Annotated in this window: 14 protein-coding genes; 3 read left to right on the forward strand and 11 right to left on the reverse strand. The window is 36.6% G+C overall.

What is annotated here, in order from left to right:
• Positions 1–29: 29 nt before the first annotated feature.
• Positions 30–1,586 carry a long-chain fatty acid--CoA ligase gene (locus tag MKY13_RS10595; RefSeq protein WP_339212522.1) on the reverse strand — a complete coding sequence of 519 codons (1,557 nt, stop codon included), beginning with the start codon at positions 1,584–1,586 and terminating at the stop codon, positions 30–32.
• Between the two features lie 416 nt (positions 1,587–2,002).
• Here MKY13_RS10595 and MKY13_RS10600 point away from each other — a divergent pair, with 416 nt between their 5' ends.
• A complete protein-coding gene (locus MKY13_RS10600; RefSeq protein ID WP_191701541.1) occupies positions 2,003–2,308 on the forward strand; it encodes a DUF5658 family protein in 306 nt (101 codons plus the stop codon).
• 67 nt (positions 2,309–2,375) lie between these two features.
• Here MKY13_RS10600 and MKY13_RS10605 read toward each other — a convergent pair whose 3' ends face one another.
• The gene (locus MKY13_RS10605; protein WP_191701540.1) at positions 2,376–3,089 is read right to left on the reverse strand and encodes a hypothetical protein; all 714 of its coding nucleotides are present in this window, start codon (positions 3,087–3,089) and stop codon (positions 2,376–2,378) included.
• A 1,094-nt stretch (positions 3,090–4,183) separates the two neighbouring features.
• Here MKY13_RS10605 and MKY13_RS10610 point away from each other — a divergent pair.
• A complete protein-coding gene (locus MKY13_RS10610; protein WP_339212525.1) occupies positions 4,184–8,677 on the forward strand; it encodes a S8 family serine peptidase in 4,494 nt (1,497 codons plus the stop codon).
• A gap of 153 nt (positions 8,678–8,830) precedes the next feature.
• Here the strand turns inward: MKY13_RS10610 and MKY13_RS10615 are convergent, their stop codons facing one another.
• The 8 genes from MKY13_RS10615 to MKY13_RS10650 form a co-directional block, all read right to left on the reverse strand.
• The gene (locus MKY13_RS10615; RefSeq protein ID WP_191701538.1) at positions 8,831–9,181 is read right to left on the reverse strand and encodes a DUF1428 family protein; all 351 of its coding nucleotides are present in this window, start codon (positions 9,179–9,181) and stop codon (positions 8,831–8,833) included.
• Positions 9,182–9,243: 62 nt separating this feature from the next.
• Positions 9,244–10,770 carry a long-chain-fatty-acid--CoA ligase gene (locus MKY13_RS10620; RefSeq protein WP_339212529.1) on the reverse strand — a complete coding sequence of 509 codons (1,527 nt, stop codon included), beginning with the start codon at positions 10,768–10,770 and terminating at the stop codon, positions 9,244–9,246.
• A gap of 552 nt (positions 10,771–11,322) precedes the next feature.
• Entirely contained in the window at positions 11,323–12,264 is a 942-nt protein-coding gene (locus MKY13_RS10625; RefSeq protein ID WP_339212531.1) for a DNA/RNA non-specific endonuclease, read from the reverse strand.
• Positions 12,265–12,616: 352 nt separating this feature from the next.
• Positions 12,617–14,536, reverse strand: coding sequence for a threonine--tRNA ligase (gene thrS, locus MKY13_RS10630; RefSeq protein WP_339212535.1), 1,920 nt, complete (start codon positions 14,534–14,536; stop codon positions 12,617–12,619).
• 523 nt (positions 14,537–15,059) lie between these two features.
• Positions 15,060–15,494, reverse strand: a complete 435-nt coding sequence (locus tag MKY13_RS10635; RefSeq protein WP_339212538.1) for an NUDIX domain-containing protein — start codon at positions 15,492–15,494, stop codon at positions 15,060–15,062.
• Positions 15,495–15,541: 47 nt separating this feature from the next.
• Complete coding sequence (locus MKY13_RS10640; RefSeq protein WP_339212541.1) at positions 15,542–16,006, reverse strand: GNAT family N-acetyltransferase; 465 nt, start codon at positions 16,004–16,006, stop codon at positions 15,542–15,544.
• 62 nt (positions 16,007–16,068) lie between these two features.
• Positions 16,069–16,872, reverse strand: a complete 804-nt coding sequence (locus MKY13_RS10645; RefSeq protein ID WP_339212543.1) for an alpha/beta hydrolase — start codon at positions 16,870–16,872, stop codon at positions 16,069–16,071.
• A gap of 157 nt (positions 16,873–17,029) precedes the next feature.
• Positions 17,030–17,275, reverse strand: coding sequence for a cold shock domain-containing protein (locus tag MKY13_RS10650; protein ID WP_339212546.1), 246 nt, complete (start codon positions 17,273–17,275; stop codon positions 17,030–17,032).
• Positions 17,276–17,542: 267 nt separating this feature from the next.
• Between MKY13_RS10650 and MKY13_RS10655 the strand changes: the two genes are divergently transcribed.
• Complete coding sequence (locus MKY13_RS10655) at positions 17,543–18,517, forward strand: phosphotransferase (RefSeq protein ID WP_339212549.1); 975 nt, start codon at positions 17,543–17,545, stop codon at positions 18,515–18,517.
• A 47-nt stretch (positions 18,518–18,564) separates the two neighbouring features.
• Here the strand turns inward: MKY13_RS10655 and MKY13_RS10660 are convergent, their stop codons facing one another.
• The gene (locus MKY13_RS10660; RefSeq protein ID WP_339216905.1) at positions 18,565–19,725 is read right to left on the reverse strand and encodes an MFS transporter; all 1,161 of its coding nucleotides are present in this window, start codon (positions 19,723–19,725) and stop codon (positions 18,565–18,567) included.
• Between the last annotated feature and the right edge of the window lie 403 nt (positions 19,726–20,128).

A 20,128-nucleotide genomic window follows, 5' to 3' on the forward strand; every position in this document is an offset into this window, starting at 1 on the left:
ATTTTAAATATTCAGATATTTTATTACACTTATTGGTAAGCTCCCGTACGCAAAACTATTTTAAGTACCTTTCCCGCAGCATTTCTAGGCAACGATTCGATAAATTCAATTGCCCGTGGTTTTTTATATGAAGCAATGCTACTTTGACAAAATTGGATTACTTGTTCTTCCGTCAGCTGTTTGCCTGACTTTAATACAATATAAGCTTTCACAGTCTCACCCCATGTAGGGTCCGGAATTCCCACTACCGCAGCTTCTAAAATATCTGGATGAGAATATAAAACATCTTCCAATTCTTTCGGGTAAATATTTTCACCGCCACTAATAATCATATCTTTTTTTCGATCTACCACATAAATATAGCCCTCTTCATCCATTCGTACTAGATCGCCACTATGAAACCAGCCCCCTTTGAAAGCTTCTTCTGTTGCCTCCTCATTTTTATAATATTCCTTCATTGTAGTTGGTCCTTGATAGACAATTTCCCCCACTTCTCCAACAGGCACATCATTCATTTCATTATCCACAATTCGTACCCTTACATTGATAGAAGGTTTTCCAACAGATTCCGTCTTCCTAAGTGCATCTTCACCGGCTAAATATGTTGTGGAGGGACTCATTTCTGTTTGCCCAAAAGCTTCTAATATCGTTGCATTTTTAAACACTTGTAAAATTCTTTTTTTAATTTCAATAGGACAGATTGCTCCCCCTAAAGAACAATTCGTCATTGAACTTAAATCATAATCAGATAGATTCGGCACTTGGAATAGAAAATTCCACATAGCCGGAACCATAAACATTGTTTCAATTTTCTCATCTTGGACAGTCTTCAGAACGACATCTGGTTGGAATTCACGGTGGATAATGATCGTCCCTTCTATTAGACAATTTTGTAAAAGAGAGGACAGCGCAGCAACATGGAAAAGTGGAGGAATAATCAGTTGCCTTGAGCCCTTCCTAGGTTGAGAGTGATAAAGTTTATTCATTGTATTCATATAAAAATTTTTATGGGTTAAAACTGCCCCTTTTGGTTTTCCTGTTGTACCTGATGTATAAATAATGGCATGCGCGTCATCGTCAGTGAGATTTACAGACTTGTATTCAGTAGTTGTACTAAATATGGCTTCATATGGGATTGTGTTTATCTCAAATTCTAAATTCTCGGCTTTAATTGGCACGATAATTTTGACTTGAGATAAGTTTTGCATAATAGAACGAACGCTATCTATAAATTCTTCTTCAACAAATAATATCTTTACATCAGATTGGTTCAGAATATATTCCATTTCCTTAGAACCCAAACGGAAATTGACTGGAACAAAAACACCACCACTTAATGAAACGCCGAAATATAACTCAACAAAAGGCAGGCCATTCTTCAACAAGCAGCCTACCTTGTCATCTACACCAATCCCTTGAGCTTGTAGCCATCCCGCTAAATGTAGCGAACGCGTCAAAAGTTCCCCATACGTTAATCGATGATCTCCATCTATAAATGCTTCCCGATCAGCAACATTATGTGCAGCATATTTAAGTGCTTCCCCAATTAGCAGCTGTTGGGACATTGATAATACTTTCTGTACCATACCCATCACCTTTCTATTAAAAAAAGAATAATAATCTTAAATATTCCTATCGTTTTAGCGTCTTCTTTAAATTATATTCATCTAGCATCTCTTAATATGCAGTTAAAACGTCATTTATATTTTGAATTCTGATATTTGCCTCTCCCTCAAACCAGTTAATCTAAATTTGATATTAGTTAATTCACGAACACTCCCTTTTAAATAATTCGATATCTATAAATTGAGAACTAATGGCTCAAGATGATTAAATCTAATTTCTAATTAATACCGGTTATATAGGCAGTATAAAATAAGTACACTTTGGTAAACGCTTATCTAAAGATGGAGAATTTGAAAAAAATCAAAAAGTAGAAAAAATAAATCTATGGAAAAATTAAAAAAGGAGAGATTGCGATTCGAGCGAAGAGTGATATATAGTGAGACGTTTATTTGATATTAAACGGATGTTGTTGGTCATATTGGTGTTAAATCTTATTGATGGCATTTGTACAGCTTGGGGACTTAGTAACGAATGGATTGAAGAAGCGAACCCACTGTTGAGTTCACTTTCCCCTTTAACGATTCTAGGAACAAAAGTTATTTTATCTGGTCTAGTTTGGTTATTATGGAAATCAGACTTTCCTACAAGGTTAACAAACGTTTGGCGAGTAGTTCTTTCTTTCGTTATGTTCTTATATACCGGGATATTCGTTCTACACATAACATGGATAACAATGTTGTAAAAAAGCACATAAATATAGGCTGACGAGAAAGTATTATTTTCTCGTCAGCCTTCTTATTTATGACATATTAAATAAATTTCACACCATACATAACCAAAGTAACTACTAATAATACAGGCATGGCTTCCTGTGGCAAGAGCAGTTCAATTTTACGTCTAAGGACAAAAGCTACAACAATGATAATGATTACTAAATACAGCAAATAGCCGCCCTCTGCAATGATAGGCGTTCCAGGAAATAAAAATAAAACGGTAAAAGCCATTAAGAAAAATACAAGACGCGCTAGAACTTGTGTTGCACGAAGGGATTTCTTTGCCGCGATTATTAAAAATGGCATTGAAATGAAGATGCCACCAATTATCGCTCCTGGAAAAATAGTATGTTCAATTCGCATCGCAATGTAGAGTATCAACAATAATAGAGCAGCTGTTAAAGCATCTACTACTATGCCATTTGCTCGATAAACATAAAGGCATCCTAGTATAAAAAGTAACACCCCAAGCATAATCAACACACTTGGCATTTTCTGAAATAATAAAATATCTCCAATCGTTAATAACGTATACCAAGTAATCAAAACAAAAAGCCATTTATGAAATGCGTTAAATTTTATTTGCTGCACTAGCCTTCCCCATCCAATTGTAAAGACAATATAAATAAGACCCGTTAAAGCCGCCATATAGGCATCCTTTATTATGTATTCTTCTGGATTAAATGTTGTCAAAGTCACTAAAGTAATTGTAACTACATATGTAAGTATCAATATTAATTCGTTCTTCATACTGAGTCCTCCTATTCTCTTCATTATGTCACAATAATTTTACAAAATATATACTTTCCCTATTTACTCCAATTACTTTTCAATTGAATGGCTCATCACCATAACATGGGGTTACTTTTCTAATAAAATTCTACTTTGATTGGTGGGCTACGGCAAGACAGCGCTAAAGCCACGTGATACATGTCTTTATCACTGCCTTTATTGCCGTTTGCGAGGCCCACCAATCCCAAAATTTTGCCCTCGTTATAAAGTGAAGTAAAAAAACACATAATCAAGCCGCTTGCGCTATCGCGAGGCGGCAATTTTGTCATCCCAACTTATAGTGATGAACCAATTTAATTGTAAATTATACAGGACCTAGAATTTAGACAAATTTCGACATTCCAAAACCTTAGCTTTTACTCAAAAAGAACTCCAGTGAAATAAAAACTTGTACACTAGTTAAATATATACAGGGATCTTACAAGCCTTTTTTCCCTCTCAAATTTATCGATAAGTTTGTTGAAAATAACATTCTGTTTACTGCATTGTTTATTTTTAAAAACTATTAATACTATCAGTCGCTTTAAATTCTGAATTTCCAATCTAATTATCATCGAAAGATACTTACCGCTTTTCTTCATTAAGAATAATAATTTCAAAATCGATATACAGATAAAAAGTCCTTCTTACAACCTCCAAAAAATAAATGACCTTTAGACCTATTGCTCTTTTTTAGGTTAAACTAATCTTTTTTTAAAAATAACAGATAAATTCAATCTTTTTGCAAAATCCATAATATCTGTAAAACCTTATTAATACTATACCCCACTGATATCCAGCTATGTCTGTTGACTCTCCATTACTTACAAAAAATAGGTAATTAAATTCAAAAGTGTTTACCCTCTAAATTATTCGACATAATACGACAAATAAAGTATTTTCCATAATCTAACATAGTACTTACATCTAGAGAATTTAATTTCACAAATTAGTCATTTCTACCCAAAAAACTATAGAGAGGAGGAAAGGTTGTTTTTAAAATCCTTAAAGGACAACCTACAAGCTGCAAATTTATAGGTAAAGTTCGATCGAAAATCTAAGGGGGAATGAAAATGAAGAGGAAAAAGAATTCTAGGAAAGCATTTAGTATCCTCGCTACTGCAGCGATGACATTTTCTTTATTGACACCAAGTGTTGCTAGCGCACAAACAACTTCCAATCAACTCTATGAATCTTTTAGAGATTCCAATTCTATTAGTACTTTTAGTTCCGCACGTGAAAAACTGAATGCGCGCTTACTTGAAAATTTCAAAGAAGATAATAAAGTAACCTTTTTAGTGAAATTTAAAGATAAAGCGAATTCTGCTCAAGTTGCTGAGGCTGCTCGTCAAAAAGCGGTAGATTCCAACTTATCCGCTCTAAACGCCAAGTTGATTCAGCGTTCTGCTGTTGTCTCCGAATTAAAGGCAACATCTATAGATTCACAACAATCAGTCATGCAATTCCTCAATAAAGAAGCGGAAGTTGGCAATGCATCAGATATTACATCCTTTTATATCGTAAATGCCATTGCCGTCACAGCAACCCAAGAAGTTGCTGAAAAAATCGCCACATTTGAGGAAGTAGAGAAAGTATTACCAAATGAAACACGTCAACTCTTTACGACCAAAACTGAAGACGCCGTAGCACCAAGTGCGGAAGTTGCAAACGTTGAGTGGAATATTGAACGCGTTAATGCTCCAGAAGTTTGGGATATGGGTATTGATGGATCAGGTACGGTAGTTGCAAGTATCGATACCGGCGTTCAATGGGATCACCCAGCTTTAAAAGAAAAATACCGTGGCTATAACGCAGCAACCGGTGAAGTTTCTCATGATTATAGCTGGTATGATTCAACTTCTGCTGGACGTGCTACTCCATATGATGATCAAGATCACGGAACTCACGTTACCGGTACAATGGTTGGTAGTGAACCAAATGGCTCTAATCAAATAGGTGTTGCACCTGGCGCTAAATATATTGCCGTAAAAGCATTCACTGCTAATGGTGGTTCAGATGCTGATCTATTAGAGGCGGCTCAATGGATTTTAGCACCAACAGATGCTAACGGAAATGCACGTGTTGATATGGCACCCGATGTTGTAAATAATTCTTGGGGCGGTGGTCCTGGATTAGACGAATGGTATCGTGATGTTGTTATTAACTGGCGTGCAGCAGAAATCTTCCCTGAATTCTCTGCAGGTAATACAACTTTTACTAACCCAGGGGGTGCTGGATCTGTTGCTGCACCAGCAAACTATCCAGAGTCATTTGCTACAGGAGCAACAGACATCAATAACTTAGTTGGGAATTTCTCTCTCCGTGGCCCTTCTCCTTATGCTGAAATTAAACCAGATATTTCTGCTCCAGGTGTAAACATTCGTTCATCAGTTCCTGGCGGTGGTTATGAAGGTGGTTGGAATGGTACATCGATGGCAGGTCCTGCTGTATCAGGTGTAGCTGCCCTTCTACGTCAAGTAAATGCTAATTTAACAGTAGATGAAATGGAACAGATTCTTCTAGACACTGCAAATCCTTTAACAGATAGTCAATACACAACTACACCTAACCAAGGTTATGGTTATGGATTAGTAGATGCTTATGAAGCAGTTTCTTCTATTATTACTGGACTAGGTACGCTAGAGGGTCAAGTTACACAAGCAGGAACGGATAATGAAGCCCCTAATTTCGAGCATACTGCACCAAGTGAAACATATGCCGGAATGGATCTAAATTTAACCGTTTCAGTTAGTGATAACATTAGTGTTTCATCAGTTGTGCTTAACTACAAAGATGAAAATAATGCTTGGCAACAAATCCCTGCTGGACGTAAATCTGGTGATCATAAAGCTGGTGAATTCGCTGTAGTTATTCCAGGGGATTTAATATCTGGCAATTCATTTACGTACAAATGGACAATTAATGACTTCGGTAACAATGAAGTCATCAGTGACGAGTACGTTGTGGAAGTAAAACCAGGCATCACTGTTGGTTATTTTGAAAACTTTGAAACACAACCAATTGGCTGGTACTCATTTGGTACTAATGACAGCTGGGACTGGGGTGTACCAACATCTGGTCCAGGAAATGCTGCCTCAGGTGAAAAGGTGTATGCAACAAACTTATCTGGCACATACGCAAACAGCATGAACGCAACACTTGTTGCACCTCCAATTGATCTACCTGAAGGAAATTCTTACCTACAATTTAAACATTGGCATAACTTCGAACAAGCTAGTTCTGGTAGAGCGTATGATTATGGACATGTATTCGTGTCAACAGACCAAGAAAACTGGACACAATTATTAATGGTTCAAGGTATATCCAATAGTTGGTTAGACGCAGAGGTTGATTTATCAGACTATGCTGGACAACGTATTTATATTGGTTTCAATGCATTCTCAGATTCTAGTGTACAACGAGATGGCTGGTATATTGATGATGTAGCATTAGCTAGCGTATCTCAAACTGGTAAAGTTTCTAAAGGTAAAAACAATAATAATGGCAACGGCAATAAAGGAAATACCCAGGGGAACAATGGCAACAACGGAAACAATGGCAATAAAGGTAACGGGAAAGAAAAAGATGCATTAAAAGAAGCTGTAGATCCAAAGACAATTAAACCTGATGTACTTTCAAAAGATAAGGCACCTGAGATTGAAGTAATCAACAATCCAACACTTCTTCCATTAGGCGCTCAAGTCAGTGTAATAGAGTCCGGACGTTCGGTTTATTCAAGCCCAGCAGACGGTTCATACAAAATGACACATGGTACGGGCACATTTAATGTAAAAGCAGAGGCTTACGGTTTCGAATCTGAAGTACAAACAGTCACAATTGATGCGGATAGCACTTCTACTGCGAATTTCACATTAGATGAAATTGAACAAAATACAATAAGCGGTACAATTACTGACGAATCAACAGGAGAAGCAATTGAAGGTGCAACAGTTATTTTAGTTGAAGACGCAAATATCACACCTGTCCAAACAGATGCTAACGGTAACTTTGCCCTTACAGCATATGTAGGTTCGTACACACTTAAAGTAATTGCTCGTGGATACCATGGAAAAGAAATTCCTGTTTCTCTTACAGGTGAATTATCACCTATAAGCATTTCTCTTGAACCTTTCTACACATATCCAGGTGGAGAAATCGGCTATGATGATGGTACTGCGGAAAATGCTCGTGCATTCAACGCTGCCGGAAATGCATGGGCAGTAAAAATGTCTCTTCCTGAAGGAAAAGAAAACGGAATTGTAACAGATGGTGTATTCCGCTTCTGGACAACTGAATGGCCTACTCCAGGCGGAACTGCATTTGCAGTGGAAGTTTGGGATGCTACCGGAGCAGACGGTACGCCAGGTAAACAATTAGCTGGTCCAATTGATGCAACAGCTCTTCGAAATGGTGAATGGACAGTTGTAGATTTAACAGATCACAATATTGTTGTAAATGGTGACTTCTATATGGTTTACCGTCAAACAGTTGCAAACCCGAATACGCCAGGTCTTGCAACGGATGAAGATGGTAAAAATGCAGCAAGAAGCTATCAGCATGTATCAGGTGCATGGTCTACAGCTCCTGCCGCTGAAGGAAACTATATGATTCGCGCACGCGTTAGCTATGAAGTAGTCGGTCCTGTAATCACTTCTCCAGATACGAACTCAATTACAAATGAGCCTGAAACAACAATTACTGGAACAGCCTCTCCAACAACAACTATTGAGTTAAAACAAAATGGCGAAGTAGTTACATCATCAGTAGTTGGAGACGATGGCAAATTTGAAATTAAAGCAGACTTAGTTGAAGGCGCTAATGAATTTTCTGTTCTTTCAAAATTAGATGGTCGAGTAACAGGTGAATCGACTCCGGTTTTAGTAACTTTAGATACGCTAGCTCCGGAACTAACGATCGACAAACCATCTAATGGTGAAAAAGTAAATCGTGAAACAGTTACTGTAGAAGGTTTAATTACAGATGAAAATATTGACACAGTGACTGTTAATGGCTTAAATGCTACTATCAGCGACGGAAAATATTCAAAACGCGTTATTCTTGATAATGGAGCAAATGAAATCACAGTAGTAGCTACAGACAAAGCTGGCAACAGTGTTTCTAAGACAGTAACTGTAACTGCAGATTTCGATGCACCAATCATTTCAAACTTAAAACCAGATACAGACATTACAATTACAACGGGTAGAACAGTTAAGATTGAGTTTGATAGTGAGCCAGGATTAAAACCTACTTTTGTGATCCATATGCCATTAACAAACTTAGTTCAAAATGCTACTGCATTACCAATGATGGAACAAGGAAATGGTCATTATGTAGGCTACTGGACAGTTCCTGCTGATACTGTTGCAAACGGAGCAGTTATTGAAGTAATTGCAATCGATGACTTTAATAATGAAACTCGTCAAAAAGCTGCCGGTAAATTATTCATTAATTTACCAGTAATTACAGAAGGACCTAGCGATGCCCCTGCTGAGGAACAATCTTCTAAAGAAGAATTAATAGAAACACCGAATTCTATAGAGGAAGACTTAACAGAGACACCGTAAAAAAATGTAAATCATTAGAACAGCACCCCTTTAGTTAGTGTAAAAACTTAAGGGGTGTTTTGTATGACAAAATATTAGGGATTATTCATCAAAAAATGCACGCACTTTTGAATATGTGCCTGCACCAATTAAAGAAATTTCAGCTTATGCCCCTCAAAGAAACTCGAATTCACCACGGACAGTACGACTAAGATCGATTACCTCAATCACTTGATTGTATAACTTTTCAATTTGTTCATCATTATCAACTTTCTCCAAAACCTGACTATGGTGCTCCTTATTATCATAACGGTTAATTTCTAACATAAGTATCTCGCTTTCAAGTAATTCAACGGCCGATATCATTCCTATACAACCATACCCTGGCTGAATAGAGGTAGCAGTAAATGTCTCGCTCTCAAGGGCACCATATTCTTTGTAAATACGTTCAGCTTCTCGATTAATTTTTAAAAATTGTTCCTTGTTTTCTTCAGGGACAGGATAAAGATAAATTTCTAAATACATGATTACTCCCCCTACTAATACAAACCGCCTGATACTCTTTTGAATTGCTGTAAAGTAGTCCCCTACTGACTAATTTTATCCTCTTTCCAGTTTTCACGTAATTGATATTTCAATATTTTCCCGGAAACATTACGAGGTAAAGCTTCTACATAAATAAAGTTACGTGGCAATTTATAACCAGCTAAATGCTCGCGACAATATGCTTTGATATCTTCTTCATCAATCTCTATATCATCCTTTTTAACGATAACAGCTGTTACTACCTCTCCCCATTTCAAATCTGGCAAACCAATAATTGCCGATTCAACAATGCCAGGATAACCATTTAAAATCTGCTCGACTTCAACCGAATAAACATTTTCTCCCCCTGAGATAATCATGTCCTTTTTTCGGTCTACAAGTGTAATGAAGCCCTCTTCATCAATTGTTGCTAAATCACCTGTTAAAAGCCAACCGTCACGAAACGTTTTCGCTGTTTCTTCTGGTTTTTTATAGTATTCTTTCATTACAGATTCACCGCGCATAATTAGCTCACCGACTTCACCAGGTAATATATCTTCCATATAATCATTTACTACCCGAACATCTAAAAATGTCATCGCTTTTCCACTCGCACCTAGCTTTGTCTTATGTTCTTCTGGTGTTAAATAAACGCCTCCTGGTCCACCTTCAGTTAAACCACACGCATTATAGAACTGGTCTGAACCCAAATATTCTACAGCACTTTCAATCATACTTGGTGACATTGGTGCTGCACCATAAATATAGCCACGAACAGATGATAAATCAAAAGACCCTTTCGGAATCATGAAAAATGCATTGTACATAGCAGGCACACCAAAGAATAGCGTGACTTTATGCTGCTCTATCGCTTTTAGCGTTTCTAAAGGATGGAAATCACGCATCATGACAACTGTGGCACCAGCAAAAAAGCAAGATGTAAGAACCATATTTAAACCTGCCGAGCGGAATGCCGGCGCTACTAGTAAATAGACATCCTCACGATTTAATTTCATCATTACAGTTTGAGCACTATTGAGACTAATTACATTCCCATGTGTAAGCAGTGCCCCTTTTGGATTACCCGTTGTACCTGATGTATACAAAATTTGCGCATCATCATCTGCAGAAATTGGTACATTCGGGTCATCAGTTTGTGTAGTATCAAGCTCTTTTAAAGATATAACCCCTTCAGCTGCATCTCCAGTACTGTAAATTAATGGATTAACAGAAACATCTGCAATTGCGGACTTAATTAATTCAGTTTGATCCGCATCTGTAATGACAGCAATTGAATCAGATTGATTCACAATATAATGGATTTCTTTCGCAGTCAGACGGAAATTAATAGGAACGATGACACCTCCTGCCTTCATCACGGCATAAGCGCAAATCACAAACCAATGCGAATTTTTTAAAAACAAACTAACTTTATCGCCCTTTTTTAAACCTTGTTTAATTAAACCATTACTATATCGATTAATTTCATCGTTTAACTCTTTGTACGTATACGTATAATCCCCAAAAACTAGTGCTTTCTGATTTGGCATTCTACTTGCGTGAGATAAAATCGGTTTTAATAAATCCATATTGCTTATCCTCCTACATCAAAATTAATGGACAAACTGGCAGATCTAAAAATCTCATTGCAAAACAACAAAGAACAAGGAACAGCTAGACAAAAACGAAAAGCTATTATATTCATAGAAAATAAACTTCTATAAAATAATATATTCTTTTAAACCTGATTTATAACTTCCATTTACACGTAACGTATATCAGCTGTGAGTTGATAGTTTGTCTTGCAAGTTTTTAAGCAAGCTAAGATAACTCCTTAGAAAAATGAGCGCTGATCCTATTTACAGAATCGCGCTCGATAACGGAATATTAAAATGAGGCAGCTAGATTAGGGCAGAAAAAATAAGCAGAGGATTTCCGCTTATTTTTAGAATTGTCGTCATAATGAGGAAAATAAGAGGAGATTATCCGCTTATCTCTATGAAAACCAATGAATTTTATGATTTTTTTGATCAATAGAGGGAATTTCTCCGCTTATTTTGGGTACTTTTCATGAAATTTTTATATTAAGCGGAATTTCTCCCTCTATTTCGGTCGCTATCCTAGGCTCTCCCAATATACACTTACTCGCCTACTAAACCGTCCTTATCAGCATCATGCATGTAGGGGTATAACCAATGATCACTTGTTATTGGCATACTGAAACCTGCTGCTTTTGCTTCTTTAATTGTTACCTGTCCATTCCCGTTTGTATCAACACTCGAAATATCGCCACCACTAGTGTTTGATTGAGCTGGCTTGGAAGGCTCACCTGTTAAACCGAGTGATTCGTTAACTTCATCAGGGTTCACGTTGTCAAATGAATCAACGATCTTTTTCCCCTTTAAAGTATAGGTATACTGATAACTTGAAGGAATCTGCGTTTTAGTATTTGTATATGTGATAATCGCTTCAAACATAGTTGCTCCATTAGCTTTACGGATTGCGTCTTCCATATAAGCTTGATCACCATGACGGTTGAGCGTACTATTTTGTGGGGTAATATTGTAAGCGTTCGATACCCCTCCGAGTGAATCAGCAATGACATGTCCTTCATCTAAAACGGAACTCTCTACACCTGGAACCTTTGCTTCATCAGAGTAGTATCTACCAGACGATAATACCGGTTCGTTATCATCATCTTGTAATATAATTTTGTCCGCAATGACACGTACTAATTGCCCGTATTCATTCGTAAATGCCCAATAATCACGGTCCCCGAAACCAATGTTAACTACCACATTAGGTTCACGATGACCAGATAAATTACCGCCATCTACCTCAATAAGTTTATATCCTGAAAACTGGTCTTTATTTGATTGAGCTGGAGTTTCCTCTACTATAGGTTCATCAACAACCGTAGTGGCAGTTTCTTCACTTTCACTCTTTTCAGTTGTATCAACAGTTGTTACATCTTCTGTATCTGTTTTTTCATCCAGAATGGAAGCCTCTTCTACATCATCCGTACAACCAACCATAAAGATGGCTGTTAAAAGTAAGATTAACACGTTCATTTTATTCTTCATTTTTTAGGACTCTCCCATAATCATTACATATTGTTCATTCAAAAAGAATGCTAACATAGTTTAACATTGTTAATCTCTCGATAATAGCATAAATATATTATAATAATATTCAGAGATATTTTTACGGAATCATATTTATTCGTAAAGTGAATCGGTATTAAACACGATTCCGCCCTCCCCCCTCACTGGAGACAAATAACTAATGATGCTACTAATTTACCTTCCCAGCTAATTTTACCCATAAAAAAACTGCATCTATTTGTTCGAATCAAACAAATGGGATGCAGTTTAGCGTATAGTGAAATTTCTTGAAATCTATTCATCCATTACGATATTTTTAATTGTTATCAATTTAGGAAGGCAATTTCTTATTTAGAATTTCTAATTGAATCTGTTTAATAAACGCATCAATAGATAATGTATTTAGTCCATCTTGTTTAAACGCTCGTACAGTTACAGTTTCATTTTGCTGCTCTTGATCACCTAATACAAGTATATACGGTGTTTTTTGCATTTGCGCATCTCGAATTTTTCGACCAAGCTTTTCGTTACGTTTATCTATATCTACTCTAATATTGGCCTGGCGTAACTGGGCTTTAACCTTTTCAATATAATCTGTATGTGCCTCGGAAACGCCAATAACCTGTACTTGTCTTGGCGCTAACCATAGTGGGAATGCGCCGCCAAAATGTTCGATTAAAATACCTAGGAAGCGATCAATTGAACCAAATACGGCACGATGGATTACAACTGGGCGTACTTTCTCATTATCTTCATTAACATATGTTAAATCAAACTTCTCTGGTAGTTGAAAATCCAGCTGGATCGTTGCACATTGATGACTACGTTTAATCGCATCTCGAATATGAATATCAATCTTCGGACCGTAAAATGCCCCGTCTGCAGCATTAATTTTATAAGCAATGCCGAGTCGGTTTAATACATTTTCAAGTGCTTCCTCCGCTTGATTCCATAAGTCAAGTTCTCCCATATAATCTTCTGGACGTGTCGATAACTCAACTTCATATTCAAAGCCAAATACTTTATATACGTGATCAATAATTTGTAATGCTAATGCAATTTCGTCTTCAATTTGTGCGGGAGTCACGAAAATATGTGCATCGTCTTGACAGAATGTCCGGACGCGAAGTAGCCCATTTAGCGCACCACTAAATTCATGACGGTGTACTTGGCCAAACTCTGCCATACGAATCGGTAAATCTCGATACGAATGCAAATCATTTTTATAAATGAGCATATGTCCTGGACAGTTCATCGGTTTTAAGGCAAATTTTTGCTCATCAACTTGTGTGAAGTACATATTTTCTTTATAGTGCTGCCAGTGTCCTGATTGCTCCCAAAGACGTTGATTCATCATCAGTGGTGTTCGCACTTCTTTGTAATCGTAAATCGCTTGCAAATTGCGTAAAAAGTTTTCAAGTTCATTACGAATGATTTGCCCATTTGCTAAATAAAAGGGCATACCGGGCGCTTCTTCAGAGAACATAAATAGTTGCAGTTCTTTCCCTAGCTTTCGATGATTACGCTTTTCAGCTTCTTCAAGGAATACGAAATAATCTTGCAAATCTTCTTTCGTTGCAAAGGCTACCCCATAAATGCGTTGCAGCATCTGATTATTCTTATCGCCGCGCCAATACGCCCCTGAAATATTCATTAGCTTAAAATGCTGCAATTTATTAGTCGATGGTACATGGGGCCCTCTACATAAATCAACAAACCCACCTTGCTCATACACTGTTACAAGTTCTTCTGTCGGTATCGATTCAAGTAGCTCTAACTTCAAGGGATCATGTGCAAAAATGTTAGCAGCTTCTTCTCGTGACACTTCCTTACGAACAACAGCATAATTTTCATTCGCGATTTTTTTCATTTCACGTTCAAGTGTTTGCAAATCCTTTGGGACGAGGACATGGCTCATTTCGATATCATAATAAAAACCGTTTTCTATGACAGGACCAACCCCAAATTTTGCATCAGGATACAGTCGCTTTATTGCCTGCGCTAATAAATGTGCTGTTGAATGACGAATTACCTTTAAGCCTTCCTTTGATGAAGCATCATACAGTGAAATTTCAGCGTCCACTAGAATTGGTCGTGTCAAATCGGTTGTCGTCGTATTTACACTTCCCGCAATTGATTTTTTAGCTAAGCTCGGACTAATCGATTTAGCAATTTCGGTTAGCGTAACACCTTTGGCAAAACGTTTTTGATCGCCATTTGGAAATTGAATTGTAACTTGTTGATTTGACATACTACCTCTCCTTTTTCTTTTTTGGTAAATAAAAAAAGCATATACTCATCCGCAAAGGGACGAATATATGCTTGAATACCCGTGGTTCCACCCAAATTCCTACTGTATGTAACTCCAGTAGCTCATTGATACAGATAACGCCTGTAAACGTCACTAGTTTCCTAGCACAGCTCCAAGGGAGTAAATCGATTTGTCCAATCAGGAAACTTTCAGCCGGTGATTTCCCTCTCTTTTGACCTTCACTAAAACGATTCATATCCTCTTCATTGCATTTTAAATTGAAATTAGTAACTAATCTAACGCACCACCTAATTATTGTCAACATACCATTACCAATAAATAACAGTCAATAAACTTCATACCCGTTGCTGTTATTGGTTTTGTTCGCCTTCGAAATTTTTTAAAATTTCTATTTTTTTAAATAAACAAACAATAAAATCTTCGAGCCCAAATTCATTGGGATTTAAATACAGAAAAAAAGAAACGCAAATTCTTATTATAGAATCGCGCCTTAAAACTAATATTACACATGTAAATTGTCCTGTAGTACTTTCTCTGCAAGTTTAATGTTTTCTTTTAAAAATATAGGTAATTCTGTATGAGTAATAATCTCCGAAGTAGTCATCCAAACAACACCATCCACTTCATCCGTACTTTTAGCGTAAGGTTCCCCAGATTTATGCTGACATAGAAAAACAATATCAATTACATTTATCCCTGAATCTGTCACGAAGGATGAGCTATTAACATATTTAATACTTGTAATTTCGCAACCTACTTCTTCAAACACTTCTCGTTTTAAAGTTCTTTCCAGAATATCAGATGAATTACCTTCAATTTCACACTTTCCACCTACTAAGGAGAGGCCTCCACCAGCATGCTCCTCCTTTTCACTTCTATGGATTAATAGCCATTTGTCATTGCGACGAATTGCTCCTTCTACATTTACTATAAACATAAAATAACCCCCTGAATTTTAGACTTTATCTATCAAATCTTGCCGTTTCAATAAATCACTTTCTTAAATACATCAATCTTTTCGTATTTTTCATCAAAAACAGTTTCAACATAGATCCACCCACGTTTTTTATAATAGTCAGATGCATCCTCAGTTCTTAAATATAGTTCATTGAAACCTAATTCTTTAACTACCTCGATCGTTTTGTCTATTAACGCTTTCCCAACACTTCTCCCCCGATATTCAGGTTTCGTATATAAAGATGCCAGCCAAGGCTTGTACTTTTCCCTTATCTTTAGATCGTTTTCAAAAATTGAAACTGTACCAATACATTCTCCGTTCTCAAAAGCAACGAGGGTTATTGGAAATGTAGTATCCATTTCATTTGAAATATAATTCACTACATCTTCAAAATTCTTACTACTACCAGTCTTTTCAACAAATTCCTTGAAAATCATTTTCGAAACTTCATTTATTTTATCAGGATGTTTTTTTAAAAAATCGATTTCCATTTTTATCACCCTTTCAATTATTTTAAATTCGGTTCCAGTAAGGTAATTCGTGCTTATACCAGCTACACAAGTCGAAAATTTTCTGATTCAAGTCTGTTTAACCAGTTATGAACTAATGCATTAAATACGTCGGTTTGTTCGATTTGTAGGTTGTGACCAGTCATATCAAGAACTGAAAAAGTTGCCCTTGGATAATCCTCAATAAGTCGCCAGACATCATGATATCCAACTATATGATCTTGGCGACCTGTTATTATTAGCGTGGGATATTCCATTTTAGACGTAATATCGAAAGTAAAGCCATATCCGTTTTGACGAATGTAGTTCAGGAATCCTTCATTTGTTTGTTTAGAAGGAAGTAATATTTCATTTCTAAACCTTTCCCATTCAGTTTGACCTTGAACTACCCCCATGGAACAAAATTCCTCAGCATCCTCTGGGGACAAAAGAGATATGAAGTTACTATCTTTCTTTATGATCGTCTGCTGTGGTACCACCCTGTCATTAAATTCTGGTACTGTCAATGGCGCAATCAGTAATAACCCTCGAACGGTATTCTGTCGTAAACTGGCTATCCCTCTTGCAATGTACCCGCCATATGAATTACCACAAATAATAAACTCTTCCCCAGGGATAAGTTGGTCTAAAAGTTGTAATATTGCTTCTAACATATCATCAGAATTATGAATAGATGGGTGAGGCTCGGATTGTCCCATTCCCGGCAAATCTATGTATATTCTTTTCCATCCGCTCCGTTGCTCAAATAACGGTTCCATTGCATGTAACATTACTTGATGGTCAAGTGTCCAACCATGCAACATAACGATAGGATAACCTTCTCCAATTACTTTATGGTAAATCGACACGTATTCTCCCCCTTTTTCTACGTTAGGTTAAATGTAATATACAAACTATTCTAACATAAATACCCATTTGTTTTGTAAAGGGTATTTCCAAACTAACTCAATTTAAAAAGGCCATTTCTTATAAAAGAAATGCACCTGATTACTAAATAAGTCCTCTTTAATCAGAAATAACCATTACATTTTCAGCTACTTGTTTCTGATCTGTAGAATTTGGACTTTCAATTAAATCGAACGATACTTTTTGACCTTCTTTAAGAAAACTAAATCCATCTGGAAATCTCTTATTATCAGGTAAGATCGAACTAAAGTGAATGAAAACATGATTAGTATCTTCACCATCAAGCATTATACGACCGTACCCCTTTTCAACTTTATACCACTTAACTATTCCCTCTCTTTTCATATCTTTTCACCCTTTCAGCGTTTATCGTTACATTTTCCGACGTAATGGTACGGTCTGAATTGATTGCTAAGCATCTTAACCAATATAGCATGGAAAAAAGAGGGATTAGTAATTTCATGTCGAATTTAACTCTGATTGGCTATAGCCGATTCTTAAGGAAGGGGTGACTTATTGAAAATGATAGAACTTCAAAATAGTATGCTAATGAGAGGGATTACTTCTTAAATAAGGCTTAACCCTCTCAGAAGTAATGGGAGGAAAAAGAAAATGATGGATTTAGGAAACATGGTAAGAGGCGTTGTATCTAATGGATTCGCTCAAAGTTTACTTCAATTTTGGGAACATGATGAGGGAACTTTGGAATTACGGCACGCAAGTTCAAACTTCGTATATGCTTTTATGCGTAATCAAGTTCAATACTTTTTACGAATTAGTTTTGAACAGGATAACTCGATTGAACAGGTAAAGGCAGAGTTAGAGTTTATGCACTATTTACAATCAAATGGATTTCCAACTGTAACACCAATTCAATCAAACAATCAAAGATTAATTGAAACGCTAAAAACTTCAGAAGGAACGTATATTGCCGTCGTCTTTACTGCTGCTAATGGAATCACTTTGGATGAGGATACAATTACTGAAGAACAGATGGAAGAATGGGGAAAGTCACTTGCCTACCTTCATTATTTATCAAAAACGTTTAATCCATTAGGTGAAAAAAGAAAAAGTTGGATAGACACCGTACAATTCATGGAAAGCCTGTTTAAAAAACATCCAGGAGAAGAATTAGCTCTTCAAGAATTACGTAAGATGACGAATTGGCTTCAATCATTATCAACTGACCAAAATGGATTTGGATTAATCCATTATGATTTTCAATTAGATAATTTATTCTTTGAACGGGATAAAGATCCACATTTTAATGTCATTGACTTTGATGATGCCATCTATCATTGGTATGCACTTGATCTTGTAACAGCACTTGATGATTTTATTGATAATCCTCAATCAAAATGCTTGATTGATTCATTTTTAAATGGCTATCGCACCAAAATGGATTTAGATGATGATGTCGTGGCTCAATTCCCACAGTTTAAAAGGTATGCAAACTTATATAAGTTTGCCAGAATATTAAATTCATTGGATTACGGAGAAATTAATGATACTCCCCCCTGGTTCGAGGAGCTAAAAGTAAAGTTAGTTCGTGTTGCAGATAGATTAAGAAATAACTTTCAACAATAGGCGCACATTAAAAAAATGGAGACACAAATCCTCTGAGAATTGTGTCTCTAATTCCCCTCTTTATCAGGTTTAGTATTTGTTTCTTTAACTTGTTGGCAACTAAGGGCAAAGCTTAAAATTGCTGCAATGCTACAAACATACGGAAGTAGAGTGTAGCCCCAATTAGAAATGACGTAACCACCTAGCATTGATCCTAACGTAATACCGACATACAAAGCTGTCATATTCCATGCCATAACAGTTCCTCGTTCATTTGGATATTCCCCTGCTAACCTAGCAGTGTAAGCTGTAAATCCTGCATATCCAATTAAAGCCCATAAGAATAAGTAGAAATAGATCCAAATACTTGATGTAAAGAAGATGCCTAAACAAACGAGTATTAGCGCTAAGAAAATGAGTGTTAGTCTTGAAATTTTCTTTTCTCCAAATCGATCTGTTAACTGTCCACCCGTAAGGCTACCTATAACAGCACCAACCCCATAAAACGTTATAGCTGCAGCGATTTCTAATGATGAGAAACTATTCTCGGAATAAAGGGCCGCGCCTAAGTAAACATATAAAGCATACATTGAAATCGCCCAACTAGTAGTCACACTTACTGAACCAAATATTCGTAATAAATTTCCCCCGAGTAGATTCCTCGCTGAAAGGCTTTTCGAATTATTTTTCCATGTTTTATGATTTACTACTGCCAATATAGCGCCCATAAGAGCCAGTGCCACAAATACTGAACGCCAACCAAGAAAATGCTCTAACAAAATACCGATTGGAGCTCCAGCCCAAAGAGCTGTTAAGTGACCTGAGGCAAGAATCGAAAGCCATGTCCCTGTCCGATTTGCAGGTGCAACATCGCCAATAATTGCATAAAGCAACGGGGCAATTGAAGCAACTGATAAACCAACTAAAATACGACTAACAATTAACCAAAAAAATGTAGGAGCGAAAGCGGTTAGTATGTTAGAAACGACGAACAACACTAACCCAAATGTGATGTATGCCCCCCGTCCATGTTTATCTGACAGCCACCCAAAAAAAGGAGCAAAAATAGCATAGGTAATTGCAAAAACAGTAATCATCCAGCCAGTCATCGCTGGACTTGTCTGGTACGCTCTCGAAATAAATGGCATTAAAGGAGATACTACAAATAAGTCAATGCCGATTAAAAACAATGTAATCCATCCAACAAATAAACTGACTCTCCCATGCACCTTCAAAATTACAACCTCATTTACATTTAATATTAAATGTATATTATTCAAAGCTGTTAAAAATGGACTTTTTGTTCAATCAGACTGCCCATTCGTTTTAATGGCAACTTTTTGAAGACCGTTCCCACTAAACCTAAATTCAAAGCTTCTAATCTTCTAACCACCAGCATTACATATTAGCCGAGATTAAAATAAGCGGAGGATTTCCTTTTATCTGTAGAATTCTGTTCATTTCAGCAAAAATAAGAGGAGAATTTCCGCTTATTTACATTAAAATCATTAAATTTTATATTTTTTTAATCAATAGACGGAATATCTCCGCTTATTTTAGTTATTTTTCACTTTATTTTTTAAATAAACGGAATTCGTCCCTCTATTTCGCCCGCTTATACTCGGTCCCCCT

This window comes from Solibacillus sp. FSL W8-0372, from assembly GCF_037969735.1.
Lineage (GTDB): Bacteria > Bacillota > Bacilli > Bacillales_A > Planococcaceae > Solibacillus > Solibacillus faecavium.